This is a genomic window from Acinetobacter sp. P1(2025), from assembly GCF_051390655.1.
Lineage (GTDB): Bacteria > Pseudomonadota > Gammaproteobacteria > Pseudomonadales > Moraxellaceae > Acinetobacter > Acinetobacter junii.
The window spans coordinates 39,920-53,513 of sequence record NZ_JBPKBJ010000002.1; the positions used below are offsets into that span (position 1 = coordinate 39,920).

Below are 13,594 nucleotides of genomic sequence, written 5' to 3' on the forward strand. Positions count from 1 at the left end.
TTGGGGGGTATATGGATATTAAAAAATCTAAATTTTCTCTTTATCTCGGGATGATCTTTAAAAATTTCACCAACTTTTTTGGTGAAATTGCTAAAGCAACCAAAGGTAAGCAATTAGCAGTTTTATGGACGATAGCGATATTCTTTGGCTTTATCGTTTTCTTTAAATACTACTTTGTTGCTTTCTCGAATAAATATAGCTTAGGTGTTGATTTAAGTAATATTTCCTCAAATGAGCATATCTTCTTCTCGGTTAAGAAAAATTATATCTCTTACGATCAGCTACAGCGTGGCCAATACATCATGTTCCATACAGACAAGATGGAACCACACATTAGTCGCAATGTATCAATCATTAAAAAGGTGATTGGAAAACAAGGTGATCACGTTCAGGTTGTTGGTATGGATGTGCTTGTGAATGGAAAAAAGTATGGACAAATCCATGCAGAGGCATTGGTGAAATTACACAAGACCGAAGCCGAGATTCAACAGGATTACATCATTCCTCAAAACGCCTTGTTCGTTATGGGTAGTTATGAGCGATCTTATGACAGTCGCTATTGGGGTTATTTACCAATAAAACAGAATGTTAAGATTAATTTGGCTACGCCAATTTTATTCTAAGGTAGGTGGTTGAATGATGAAGTTTAAAAAGACCACGTTATGCTTGTTATCTTTGCTTGCTTTGAATACTGCAACAAATGCAGATATTTCAGAGCAACGTAAAGAGGCTATAAAAAACCAACCTAGCACACAACAATCACCTAACTTCTACGATAGACGTAGTGAAGGGTGGTATTGGTATGAAGATCAAGAAGCTGAACGGAAAAAGAAACTTGAGGCTTTAAAGAAGCAACAAGAGGCAATAATTCTCAAACAACAGCAACAGCAACAGCAACAGCAACAGCAGCAGCAACAACCAACAAATAATGTTGTAAATATTGGTGATAATCAACCTAGACGAGTTGATATTCGTGATGAAAAGACAGGGTTGCTTAATCAGCCTATTGTCATGCAAGCAACAGAACCAACAGCCAAGCCTATGTCAGCAGAATGGCTAAAAGCCAAAATGCCACAAATGCTTCAAGCTGCAATGGATCGTCCTTATGATGAGAAAGGTAATCCAAGTAAAGAAACTCAAGCTTATATGTATGCACAAAAAGTTGTGCTAGATAAGGCTCAAAACTTTGCAAACGCTGCGACAACAATCACTCAACTTGATCCATTATTGGATGAAAATAGTCGGGTTCCAATTGATAACGCTGCGAACCGTGTTTTCACAAGAGAGAATGCTGAAAACGAGAAAAAGGTACTTGATTATCTGTCTAAAAATGTAGGGTTGTGGTTCATTTTTGATTCAACATGCTCATTTTGTGTGGCACAATATCAATACTTACAAGACTTAAAAATTGCTCATAACTTCAAGGTTATGAATATATCAACAGATGGAAATCGTTTATCAAATATGCCACCGAATGAGGTTGTATATCCTGATCGTGGTCAAGCTAAAACTTTGCGTATTCGGATCACACCATCAATTGTAATGTTGGCTCCACCTAACAACTTTTATGTGATTAGTCAGGGTTTAATGTCGAGTGGGGCTTTAACCAATCGAATTTTATTAGTCGCTGACAAATACAATGTTGTGTCAAAAGACATGAAAAAACTTCTGAATCCGTATGAGAAAGGGGTATTAACACCTGATGAAATGAAGAAGATGGAAAAAGTACAGAGTGATTTAGATAAAGACCCAAGCAAAATTGTTGATCTGATACAGCAGACAATGGGCTATTAATGATAGGTAGCATATATGAAAGACGTAACTGAATTTAAATTGGGTGCTATACCATCACAAGTTCGCTCTATGCGAATTGGTGCATTATTAGCAACTGTTGTAGGCTTAAGTAGTCAAGTCGGCGTAGGTAATGCGGGATTTCTTGATGACTTTATGGGTGATATGTACACCAATACCACAGGTGCGGGCTACTTTTCAGCACAGCAACGAGGTGTTGTGAGTGGTGGTTCTTTTGTAGGGCGTGTGCCGATCAAGCCAATTAATATTGCATCATTAGATATTCCAAGAGCGAGTGCGGGATGTGGCGGGATCAACCTATTTGGTGGTAGCTTCTCTTTCATTAATGCGAAAGAGCTAACTGCCTTATTACGTGCTGTTGCTCAAAATGCGTTGGGTTTGTTGTTCCAATTAGGTATTAACGCCATTAGTCAGCCATTATCATCAATGTTGAGCGTGTGGTCGAATAAGCTTCAACAAATGAATGCTGCTTTGAAAAACTCATGTGAAGCTGCTCGAAAGATTTTCCAAATCGCATCATCGGGTGACATGATGGGTTCATTAACTGAAAGCTTTAAACAGTTAAAAGGCACTGAAAATGGTGATGATGAGGATTATTTCACAGGTGTTGCAAGACGATGGAAAACAGGTTGGGCTGCTTTAACAGGAAAAGAAAATGGGACGAATGAAACTCGTACCGATAAAGAGGTGAAAAAAAATCCGTATTACGGAAACCCTGCATATCGTGCAATGGTAGCTAACCGTAATGAAAAAGCCATAATTCCTGATGGTCAGGAAGAAGATGAGCAAACAAAATTTGAAGCTCGTATGTTAATTATGAACCTAACAGGAACAACGGTTTATGAGAATGAGCAACCTCTTGATGATAAATGTGAAGGTGGTGCGGGTGCTTGTGAGCCAAAAACCAAAACTTATGATTCGGTATTGAAATTTAATGATTTGATCGCACCTGATAAAAACGATGATCGTTATTTCTATTGTGCAAAAGACAACGGTTTTCAAACGGATGATGAAAACGCCTGTAATAAGCTTGTTTCGACAAAGTTGAGTGCATTCTATAAAGGCATTCGTGCAAATCTAAATAAAGTTTTTTACAATATTGATTCGCCTGATGAACAACCAATTGAGAGTATCCTTGCTCAAATAAGCAATGGTAGAAATAATGGCATCATTGGTAAATCAATGGTTGCTAACTCAACTTTAAATGAAGGGGAACTGCGTTTCTCAATGAACGATCCTTTCTCAATACCAACTTATATTGCCCCACTTGCAGCACAACCATATATGGCTGCAACTTTAAGTGAAAAATTACGGATGGTAACAGAGCGCACCCAAGCAATTAAATTGGGTGAGGCTGTTTTGAGTGCATCAAAAGGTTTATATAACGGTACAAATATTTCCACTGTAAAACCGCAAAACTACGATGCCAACATCAAAGCTTTTGAAGATGCGTTAAATACTTATCGTAATCAACCGCCGTTGGAATTTGATATTTCAAACTCGCTTCAAATGTATGCGACATTAATGAGAGCTTCAATTGAAGCATCATCATTACCTATTTCACCTTATGCGGGTGCTGCTCGGTAACGATTGGTCATAAAAAAAGGCAACTTACTAAAAGTTGCCTTTTTTATTGCCTATAAATTTCAATCTAGGTTTTCTTCTAACTTCTTAATTAAAACAAAGAAGTCAGTAAGATTCTTTGCATATAACGCCTTTTTAGCTCGGGTAACAGCAACATAAATAAGGCGCAATTCTTCATCTAGAATATCCATAATCCGAAAGCGTTGTTCAGCCATTTTTGGATTTAGAGTGAGGTACTTCTCTAATTGCCCCTCAATAACTTCATTCTCTCTTGGGTAAAGTGTAAGTGATTCAGGAAAATCAACAATTTCCCAATTTTCAATGTACACATTTGGATTTTCAGATTTCCAAGATGCTAGTGATTCTGCACGGTTATTAATCCCTGCAAACTTATCAGTCATAAGCTCAAGATTAAAGTCGCTAGACAATAAAACCCGATCCCATTCTCGGCCTTTGGATTTATGGATGGTTGAGATAACCGTGTCTGCATCATCTTCATTTTCATTTAGGTTATTCAGGATAGAGAACAACTGCTTAAAATCATTACCAAAGTGATCTAACAGGCTAACCATGTAGTTGAAATCATTATCAGCTTTGTTTAACTGCGTATATTCAAGTACCTCATCCCATGTTGTAAAAAAGCTTAAGTCGGGGTGATTGACTGTTTTTTTGTCTTGCAACATTTGTGCAGCTTCGAGCCAACTACGGATTTCCTTAATGTCAGCAACCATTGCAAATTTGCGATCAGGGTTAAGCTTGGTTTGAAGCATGAACTCGCTGAAAGCACCCTTGTTGGTTCGGCAAAGGATAGCATCAACTTCAACTCCATCACCATGTTGCAAGTAAACACCTGATTCAACCTTTGGGTTCCCGATTAGTGGGGTAGTTTCACCAAGTAACGATAGGATGCTATTTGCGTAATTTGCAATTTGTTCACCAAAGCGGAATGACTGTGTTAAACGAGCATCTTTGAGATCAAGGTTCTTAATCGTGTTAATAGCTCCACGAAAACCATAGATGGATTGGTGACTATCCCCGACATAAAAAACAGGTGTTTTTTGCGACTGTAAGATCGCACTCATTAACTTATCTGCGTCCTGAACTTCATCCATCATAATGTAGTCGTAACCACTAATTTGAGGGTCGGTTAAGGCCCAATATTTCACATAAACATCATGTGGAATATTGAATGCGTTATCAGTGCTGATTAAGTCGTTCCAACGGTTTTGAGCCACAGGAAGCAATTTAGCAGACAAGAAATCAAAATCAGAATGATTCATCCAATCAGGGCAACGGAAGTGGTCAAGTGTTATTTCCTTAGAATCTGATTTGCAATAACGGAATATAGCCTCATTCACGATTTGCATCTTCATTGCACCTGTTACACGGTTCTTAGAGCCTTGCTCAATAACATTGTAATAAGACTTCAATGAACGGTTTTTAATTTCTTGCAAATGGTTTTCAGAGTATTTGCAATATTCGGTTGATAATCCATATATCTCTGCTAATTGTTTTGGGTAATTACGAGGATTTTTAATTTTGGTACTGATTTTAATTGGCACACTTCGGAACGCTAAAGCATTGAATGTCACACATTTAACGCTTGGGTCGAAACGTGAACTCGCCTCTACTGCAATAGATTTATTAAAGGCAATATAAAGACCTTTTAACCCTTTTTTGCCTAAAACCTTACTCACAATAGTAAGTGTTGATGTTTTTCCTGTACCCGCATAAGCAGTCATTTTAAATGGCTGCATATCTAAGGCGTGTGCAAGACAATTTTCCTGTTCAGGAGTTGGTTTATTCACCAATTCAGAAAGTTGTTCACGCACATCTTTTGATAATTCAGCCATACCAAATCCTACTGTAATTCTATTTTCAATACAGCAAATATACCACACATATAGAAATAAATCATCTTTTTTGTATTTGGCTAAGTGTATGAATAAAGCGATAATTTGCGAAATATTAAGCCTAAATAAACTCTGCACAAATACAGTAAAAAAAACTAAGCTATTTAATCAATAGGAACTAACATACAAGACAGATAAAGTCTATTCTTTGAGCTTTAATTTAAAGAAAGATATTCACAAAATTAGCGGATAAATACAGGGAAATGACAAGGGAAAAGTAAATAATGATTAAAAAACAGTCTTTTATTGGCTTAAATTTATTTGGTTGTTTTGTGATCAATTGAAACAAATGGAAACATATTGCCTTATTTTTACCCAAACAATATGGATAACACCATATTGTTTGGATATTGGCGAGGTTATTGAGCCAATTTTAGAATGTTGGCACGTTCTTGAGGGGTGATACCATCGGCTTTTGCGTTTTGATACGCCGTTAATACAGCTTCAAGTTTCGGGCTGTTTTGTTTGCTTAAATTCACAATTAATTGTTCGATTTGAGGGTCGCTAGTTGTTGTACCTTGTGGAGCAGGTTGCTGATCGCCTTGTGGAGCATTACCCATGCTACGGTTAATATCTTGAACGATCTGTGATGAATTACCATCAGCACCTTGAGCAACACCCGCACTTGTAGTCGGAAGCTGTGCAAGGTGGCTATTAATCGTATTTTGAACTGCATCAAGTTCTTGTGCATTAGCAACGCCTTTTTGCTGTAAACGCCCAATTTCAGCATAAATTTGTGAAACTTGCGGGTCTTGGCGTTTTGATAACTCAATTAAACCGCTTTTAATATTTTGTAGAGAAGCTTGTAATTGTGGGTTTTGAGTTGGTTGCTCTGCCTGTGCTTGGGCTTGAGCTTGGTTCATTTCTTGCGCCTGTGCTTGGGCTTGAGCTTGTTCTTGAGAACGATCTTGTTTTTGACCACATCCAACAAAAACAAATGGAACAGCGATAAGTAAGTATTTAAGTTTCATTAGAAATTCCTATTTGCGATCTAACGCATTTTAAGTATTAATTGCGATCCTATGGATCGGTGAATATCAAATAGATATTTATTGTAAGAAAGGAAAGTTATTTCCCTTTCTTACGGTTCATGGCTTTATCACGGTCTTTACGTTGATCGTCCAAATTCACAAAGATAATGCTTCGTGGGTAAAGCATATTTTTGGCTATTTCCAAATGACCAATTAAGATGTTCTTGACTGCCTTTAGTCCAAATAAAAGCACATAACGCATTAGCCAAGTACCACAAGGGATAACAATGTCTTTAATGAACCAAAAGAATAACTCCCTCAATGGTTTAATAATTAAAATGAGTAGCAAAGCAGCGATTAGAGCTACTAGGAACAATTGAATACCGACAGTATCAAACATAGTTCACACCCATTTTCGCTAGACTGAATTATGGATAACTTCAATGAGGTTTAATCCCTCAAGTTCATCCATTGCATAGTGATTAAATTGAACAGGCCCAAATTCTTTCATGGCATCAGGAGTGAGTTCAGATAAAGGAACACGTAAGTGATACAAGTGAGTACCGCCGTAATACATGATGCAGTCACCAATAGGGATGTATTTAAACTGTTCAGGTTTCACATGGTAAACTTCTTCTTCTCGCTGCGTGATGTTTAACGCACGATTGTCACCTTGATTTTGAATCGGGTTGGTATCGACTTCATCACCGCTTCGACTTTTACCCTCACCTGTACCAATAGACCAAGTTGTATCCTTATACGTTCCGATCTCATCTGCTGCCTGTTGTGCTGAAAGGGTAGATAATTGCTTAAAGAACACTTTGAACAAGGTGTTACCCATAACCACTTCTGACAGTGTTTCTAAGCCATTAGGCTTAAGGTTTGCGTATGTTTGGTAACATGGAGAGAGGAAAATCCTACTGCTTCGAGCTTGCTCAAATATCCGCCCCCAACCATGCTCATCAATATACGATCCTGCCTCGTCAGGGATAATCATAAACGGCGGGTTAGGTAGTTTATCTGCGGGAAGTGCCTGAAAGTGCGAAATAGCGGTACGAATATCAGCAATAATAATCTTAGCTAGGGCGACTGATTGCTCATTTTTAGCCATAGTCGGGAGCATCACATAGATGATCTTGTTTTGTAGAATACATTGCTCAAAATCAATTTCAGGGTTGTAGGTTCCCATGACCTGACCAAACGTACCCTCTGCGAATTGTGATAAACGCCCTGCAAGACCTGATAACCGTTCAGTAAACTTATCAAAGTTAAAAAAACCATCTTTGGTATAGTTCTTCATTAAGCTTTGCCATGCTTTTGTTTCACTAGCATCGGGGTACTCAATAAGTAATTTATGCTGAATATGGGTTAGAGCATCCATATCAGAAATCACCGCATTAATATCTACAAACGAGTATGGTAGTTTCATACATTGGAAAGCACCAATAATGGTTTGTAGAGCAACAAGTGCGGAACTACGATAGTGATCTGCTGCTGCATTGCCTGTTGTGTCAGGTAGAAGCATCATAATTCGGCTTGATACTTCTTGAGCATCACCCTGTAAGATTGGGTTATACGAATTAGAAAAAGCGGGGTTCCCTGCATTAATAATAAGTAGATCAAGCTCTCGGCCCGCCCAACAAGCGAGTTGCCATACAGCCAAGAGTTCCTTATTTGATAACTTACCATCAATAAAGCATAAGCCACCGCCGTTACGCATCTGTTGAGCCATCATTGAGGCTGCAAGAACGGATTTCCCTGTACCTGTTGATCCATTGATAGAGATATGCTGTGAAATATGGCTGTATGGGATAAATACAGGCTCACCTGTATCTGTGGTATAACCCATGCAAATACCTTTCCCTGCATTATCTTCTACGGTTCCAATCGTATCACTAGATACCATTTGGAATGGCCTAGCTCTATCTTGTTCCATGATGGGTTCAAACATAAACTCTTTTTCAAAGAAAAACTTAATCTTGTTATAGAAGGCTAAAATAGCGCAAGGAATAGCACATATAACAATGATACAAATACGATAGTAGATGTTTTCAATAAAGAATGGATTAGCAGCAACACAGCCCACGATAAAGAAAAACAGCATCCAACCATCACTACGTCCACCCAAAGCAAGATGACGCAAATCGGTCATATTGAAATTTCTTTGAATGTTCGCCAATCGGTTCCAAGAACTAAATAATTTTTTCATTTTAACCCTCAATGAGATTAACTTTGATGTAAGGTTCTTCTTTGATAATGATTGAATCTAATGCATTAGCGAACCGTTGCATGTCTTGTGGAATCTCATCTGAATACTGATTCACGTAAGTGAGAAAGCTATTAATTTCTAAACCAACCCGATGTAAACGACCTAGATTTCGTTTCGGCATAATAAAGAACGCTCCCTGTCTGTCATAATTGATTTTTAGGCGACTATGTTGTGGTTCAATTTCGATTAACTTGTGACTAAGCATCTGAAATAAGGCTTTAGCTTTTTTGGCATCCCAAAGGTCATTTTTGAGTTTTTTCACCAAGTATTCTTCTTGTGTGTCTGTGATCTGAACACACTCAATCACGGCGATTTGGTCGTAAGTTTCACCAAACTTATCATCAGCATTATTGATAAATTCTTGTTTGCTTACTCGCCAAAGATTAGAGCTACCTTTCTTAGAGAACATAGCCATTTGTTCATAGAGGTCAAATATCTTGTGGATGTGATTACCATCAATAGCAATGCCTCTACTTGATGAATTAGGGAGCTTATTAATATTTCTTAGGGGTAAACCTACGCTCATGCCTTTATGTATAGAGTGGAGTAGTTTAATGATGGTGAGATCAATTGTTTTTGCATACTCATCCACACGACCACGATCATACTTAAGGGTAAAGAGTTCTTTTTGCTTCTTCTTATAGATAACAAAAACTCTAGAGCTATCTTGAGGGTTGTTACGATCTTTCTTCTCAATCTTGTGTAGGGATAAGACTTGATGTTGTAAGTTGATGTTCTTATCAGCATCAATAATATTGTATTTCTCTTGGTTTATGGCCCCTTGATTGACCTCTAATAACGCTTGAGGGTTTGATTCAATATACTGCTCAATATCAGGGGTAACATCTAATTCTAAGCCTTTGCCATTTGCACCACCTGTAACACCTGAATTAGTGTTTTTAGGATTGCTTGGTGTAGTGTTTTTTGGCTCTGTAGTTGGTTCTTCTGAATTAGCATTCATTCCATCAAAATCATTGGCATTTTCTGTGCCTCTTTGATTCTGCTTATCGGCATCTTTCTTAACTGTTGCATCAAGAGCCTTTTGCTGTTTTTCCAATTCCTCACGCTTTTGAATCGCATCCTTAACAATGAGCATGTGTTGCGAGTTTGGAATTGCAAAGAACTCGCTTACACCCTCAAAAGTAGGTGTTGCGACAGTATCTTGGAACTGCTGTTGAAGATCATGGAACAATTGAGCAGCATGGATAATGAGCGTGTTCTTGATGGTGACAGTAGCACCTTTAGGGTAATCCCAACGGATCGTAAACAACTCGCCATTGGTTTTAAAGTCATAGATTTCGATATGACTATCACTTGGTCTTAGTTCACGCATAGCCAAGAGATTCATATTCACTAATCGTTTATAGAAGTTAAAAATTGCCTCGTTGTAATCTTTTAAGTTGGCGTAGTGAGGGAAACGCTGACTTAGGCGACCATTAAATTTAGGAATAAATGAATCCATGTCGAGATAGATATAACCATCACGAATTAAGCCGATACGATCTTGAGTTTGGGTTTGGATAAACCGATTTTTTTCATAAAAGATTGAAGTGACAAGGCCCATAATATCCATGTCATTCAGTACGTGGTATTTAACTCTTGGTTTTGGTTTTTCTAATGCGACAGGTTGAGTGTTTAGTGCTTGTCGCAATAACTCACATAGAGCAACTGTTTCCTCTAGTGGGTTATACATTTCGCCGTTTTCATCAATAGAGATTGGCATGTTAAATGGGCTAAAGCCTTTTTCAACAATATCCTTATCACGGTTTAGATATACGTCATACATTTTACGTGCGCTCCAAAGCACACGCTTATCACGCAAACTTAAACCCAACTCTTTTTTGTTGAGCTTAAGTTTTTCTTCTTCGGTAAGATTTTCCATGAAATCTTTGATTTTTTCAGGATCAATCGTATTTAGTGATCTATGTGAGCGTAGATCGAACCAAGAAATATAAGGGAATAAGGCTGTAAAGATAACAAGCTGATAGTGTTTGAGGTCTAACTGCTTACGAGGCTTAATTGCGGGTGTCGTACTCACGATACCGCTATATGTAAATTTTGGTAAGGTGTCTAATACTTGTTTAATAGTGACTTCAATCTTAGCTTTAAGCTCGGCTGCTTCATCGACTAACACGGCGAGGCGTTTATCACGCTCTGCGCTAGAGATAACTTTGCCATTTACCTTGATTTTGTTTTTCTTAATGTCTTTATTAAATTCATCAATCTTTTTGTTTACGACATAACTCAATAGGGCATTAAATTGATATTGGTAGAAAAGAATCCCTTTGGTGATACTCCGAGATTTATCTAAGTCGGAAAGGGTTTCTACTTGGACAACCTCATTAGCTTCACGCTCAATATCTTCTTTTGATTGGCCCTCAAAGCCACTAAGCATTTTATTAACAACTTCTTCATCTGTAAGGGCTTGTAGAGGAGTTTCTGTCACCTCATTCACGTAAATGTTAGCACCATCCCCCTCATTCTTTAAAAAGGTTTCTTTTTCAGAAAAAGATAAATCTTCCTCATGGGTTAATAATTCATTAATGGCTAGGCTTTGTTTTTGAGCATCACGGATTTTCTGCTCATTGGGTATTTTATTTGAATAATCATTAAGAATATTCGATTCAATAGAAAGTGATGGGGGTAATAAATCTAAAAACTTAATATGGCCACCGACAGAAAACTTCATTCCATCTTCAACCACACCACCTGTAATGCTTTTCTTATTTTTTTCTGTTTCAAGGTGGAAGCTACTTGAGATAAAGAGTGTAAACAAGCTAAACACAATAAAGAACAAGCACCAACCAAGTAAAGTCGATGTTGCAACATCTAAGAATGATTCGTTAATTTTTCTTGTTTCAAGAATGAAAAATATTACAGACCAAAACGCAATGATATATAGAGATTTATAAAATAACTCAAATGTTTTGTACATGGCGCATAAACAAAATAGAAATGATTAAAAAATATTTTATTATGGAATATAGAAAAACATCAAACATAAATATAAAATAAAATAAAATTATTATTGGGTAATTAAACGATGTTACAGATAAAGAAGGGTATCGTAGCGTCATTTGTGTTGATGGCGGGTTCATTAATACATGGCGGTATCACCTACGCTGCTCCGATTGAGCCAAATTCTAACAAGTTATTAGAACGCCCAAGTTGGTTGCCCGAACTTCCGACAATGGATAACTCAAAATTTGCGCCCGATTCTGTTATTTACACAAAGCTAAGAAAGCGATTACTAGAAGATCACGACAAAACGGCGTTACCCGAATTAGAAAAATTAGTGAAACGTGGTCATGCTGCTTCATTGGTTCTAAGTGGTTATATCTTGGATCAGGAACCCAAACTGATTAAGACAGATTCAACTAAGGCGGGTCAATATTGGCAAAGAGCAGCACAAGCGAATGATGCAGCAGCAATATACAACTTAGGTATTCTTTATTTGAATGGTCGAGGTGTTCCTCAAAACCTTGATACAGCCGACAAGTTGTTTGCCTTAGCAGCAGGGCAAGGAATGTATCGTGCATATTACATGCGTGGTCAGCTTATGGAAAAGAACGTACAGTACCCACAAGCGATACAGCAATATACACGCTGTTTAAACGTGAATTATCTCGTTCAATGTAAAACAAGATTCGGTATTTTAAACGTAACCAAGATTCGCCTTAAGCCCGAAGAAGCAAAACGAGTAATTAACATTTTGACAATCGCCTCTAAACAAGGTGACTTAGAAGCATCATATACTCTCGCACGATTAGCAGCAGAGGGGATCGTATTAAGCAAGAGTTTAGCTACAATGGTGTATTACCTAGAGGTCATGCTGAACTCAAAGAATACAACCAATCAATATCGCCAATTGGCAATCAAGATGTATAAGGCTTACAACCCAACCCAAGATGATATTAAACGAGGCAAGGACAACTATCGAATTGCGAATGCGGGTAACGTATCATCATTGGTTTATCGTAAGATTGATACAACCAAGCCTGTTCTTGATGCAGGGAATATTATTGAATGATGAAAAAGACAAAAAGTATTTTCCTGATCTGTGTCAAAAAGACAGAAATCCTTTCGTGTGTCATGCTTCCTAATACAAAGCATTTGAATAAACAGCAACGCACATTCACGATGAACAAGTTAAATGATGTGTTGGGTTTAGATCGTATTAGAAGTATTACATCAGGGCAATTGTGTTTACATGAAGATGGTACTGTGAATGTAGAGGTTACATCAGCAGTTGAAAAACCATTAGTGAAACATAAGTTTTATAATTTTCAGAAGTGTAAAAAACGCTTCCTTGCTCATAACCTTGTTTCTAAAGAGGGTGACATAGTTCCCCCTAATCAACATCAGAAAAAATATCTAGATGCTAAGTTGATCGCACACGCATGGGTGGCATTACATAATGGTTTGATTGTTGGGATGGTGATGTATCCACGCATAAGGAACTTTGTGTCGCATGACAAACAGTTCTATAAGTATCAGAGCCATGCACGTAAAGCACTACAAACACTTGGTTATGTCGTGTCTTGCGATATGGTCTTAACCAAAGACAATCAGCTTAAATTCTTTAATGTGCATACCGATTATGAGCGTAAGGGTAAAATTCTTCCGTACTTTACGAGAGAGTTACCCGCTACAAGCCACTTACAGTTTTTTGAACCTGAAATAGAGATTCAAAATCTTGATATTGCGATCTAAACCGCTTTTATAGTCGGGATTGATGTGGCATAATTGATTTACATTCTAGTCATTCAGCATTAGGTTGAATGAACGTGGACAAAGTATATTAGGGTTTTTAACCTATTTTTATATTTTGCAGAGGACATTGTTCTCACCAAAGAAAGCTCATCACTTGTTGTTGAGCTTTACTTTTGCCTGAAATTTGATAATCCCCCACAATCTACTTGTGTCATATAGTTTAAGATTAATCCTGATATTTCGCCGTGTAAGTTAAGACTATTCCTGATGATTATTGTCATAAGTGTATGATAAAAATAAAAATACATTTTTATTTCAGGTATCAATCCTAA

The 13,594-nt window shown here is 37.5% G+C and carries 10 protein-coding genes; 5 read left to right on the forward strand and 5 right to left on the reverse strand.

Annotated elements, in window-relative coordinates:
* The first annotated feature begins 11 nt into the window (after positions 1-11).
* From lepB to ACSC97_RS00910, 3 genes are read left to right on the forward strand one after another with little or no spacing between them, the layout of a single operon-like run.
* The gene (lepB, locus tag ACSC97_RS00900; protein WP_436658757.1) at positions 12-623 is read left to right on the forward strand and encodes a signal peptidase I; all 612 of its coding nucleotides are present in this window, start codon (positions 12-14) and stop codon (positions 621-623) included.
* A 13-nt stretch (positions 624-636) separates the two neighbouring features.
* The gene (traF, locus tag ACSC97_RS00905; protein WP_436658759.1) at positions 637-1,794 is read left to right on the forward strand and encodes a conjugal transfer protein TraF; all 1,158 of its coding nucleotides are present in this window, start codon (positions 637-639) and stop codon (positions 1,792-1,794) included.
* 15 nt (positions 1,795-1,809) lie between these two features.
* Complete coding sequence (locus ACSC97_RS00910) at positions 1,810-3,399, forward strand: conjugal transfer protein TraH (RefSeq protein ID WP_436658761.1); 1,590 nt, start codon at positions 1,810-1,812, stop codon at positions 3,397-3,399.
* A gap of 59 nt (positions 3,400-3,458) precedes the next feature.
* Here ACSC97_RS00910 and ACSC97_RS00915 read toward each other — a convergent pair whose 3' ends face one another.
* The 5 genes from ACSC97_RS00915 to ACSC97_RS00935 all read right to left on the reverse strand — a co-directional run bounded on the left by ACSC97_RS00915 (position 3,459) and on the right by ACSC97_RS00935 (position 11,484).
* The gene (locus ACSC97_RS00915; RefSeq protein WP_436658763.1) at positions 3,459-5,249 is read right to left on the reverse strand and encodes a 3'-5' exonuclease; all 1,791 of its coding nucleotides are present in this window, start codon (positions 5,247-5,249) and stop codon (positions 3,459-3,461) included.
* 419 nt (positions 5,250-5,668) lie between these two features.
* A complete protein-coding gene (locus ACSC97_RS00920) occupies positions 5,669-6,280 on the reverse strand; it encodes a hypothetical protein (RefSeq protein WP_436658765.1) in 612 nt (203 codons plus the stop codon).
* 97 nt (positions 6,281-6,377) lie between these two features.
* Positions 6,378-6,680 carry a hypothetical protein gene (locus tag ACSC97_RS00925; protein ID WP_436658767.1) on the reverse strand — a complete coding sequence of 101 codons (303 nt, stop codon included), beginning with the start codon at positions 6,678-6,680 and terminating at the stop codon, positions 6,378-6,380.
* An 18-nt stretch (positions 6,681-6,698) separates the two neighbouring features.
* Positions 6,699-8,489, reverse strand: coding sequence for a hypothetical protein (locus ACSC97_RS00930; RefSeq protein ID WP_436658769.1), 1,791 nt, complete (start codon positions 8,487-8,489; stop codon positions 6,699-6,701).
* A gap of 1 nt (position 8,490) precedes the next feature.
* On the reverse strand, positions 8,491-11,484 hold the full coding sequence (locus tag ACSC97_RS00935; protein ID WP_436658771.1) for a hypothetical protein: 2,994 nt from the start codon (positions 11,482-11,484) through the stop codon (positions 8,491-8,493).
* Positions 11,485-11,592: 108 nt separating this feature from the next.
* Here ACSC97_RS00935 and ACSC97_RS00940 point away from each other — a divergent pair, with 108 nt between their 5' ends.
* Positions 11,593-12,579 (forward strand): tetratricopeptide repeat protein, encoded by a 987-nt coding sequence (locus ACSC97_RS00940; RefSeq protein ID WP_436658773.1) that lies wholly within the window; start codon positions 11,593-11,595, stop codon positions 12,577-12,579.
* On the forward strand, positions 12,576-13,262 hold the full coding sequence (locus ACSC97_RS00945; protein WP_436658775.1) for a hypothetical protein: 687 nt from the start codon (positions 12,576-12,578) through the stop codon (positions 13,260-13,262). The genes ACSC97_RS00940 and ACSC97_RS00945 overlap by 4 nt, the downstream gene beginning before the upstream one ends.
* Positions 13,263-13,594 lie beyond the last annotated feature (332 nt).

Bases quoted from the DNA above. Each gene is read 5' to 3' on its own strand.
- ACSC97_RS00925 (WP_436658767.1), bottom strand. From the start codon at position 6,680: ATGTTTGATACTGTCGGTATTCAATTGTTCCTAGTAGCTCTAATCGCT.
- ACSC97_RS00935 (WP_436658771.1), bottom strand. From the start codon at position 11,484: ATGTACAAAACATTTGAGTTATTTTATAAATCTCTATATATCATTGCG.
- ACSC97_RS00930 (WP_436658769.1), bottom strand. From the start codon at position 8,489: ATGAAAAAATTATTTAGTTCTTGGAACCGATTGGCGAACATTCAAAGA.
- ACSC97_RS00910 (WP_436658761.1), top strand. From the start codon at position 1,810: ATGAAAGACGTAACTGAATTTAAATTGGGTGCTATACCATCACAAGTT.
- ACSC97_RS00945 (WP_436658775.1), top strand. From the start codon at position 12,576: ATGATGAAAAAGACAAAAAGTATTTTCCTGATCTGTGTCAAAAAGACA.
- ACSC97_RS00920 (WP_436658765.1), bottom strand. From the start codon at position 6,280: ATGAAACTTAAATACTTACTTATCGCTGTTCCATTTGTTTTTGTTGGA.
- lepB (WP_436658757.1), top strand. From the start codon at position 12: ATGGATATTAAAAAATCTAAATTTTCTCTTTATCTCGGGATGATCTTT.
- ACSC97_RS00915 (WP_436658763.1), bottom strand. From the start codon at position 5,249: ATGGCTGAATTATCAAAAGATGTGCGTGAACAACTTTCTGAATTGGTG.
- traF (WP_436658759.1), top strand. From the start codon at position 637: ATGATGAAGTTTAAAAAGACCACGTTATGCTTGTTATCTTTGCTTGCT.
- ACSC97_RS00940 (WP_436658773.1), top strand. From the start codon at position 11,593: ATGTTACAGATAAAGAAGGGTATCGTAGCGTCATTTGTGTTGATGGCG.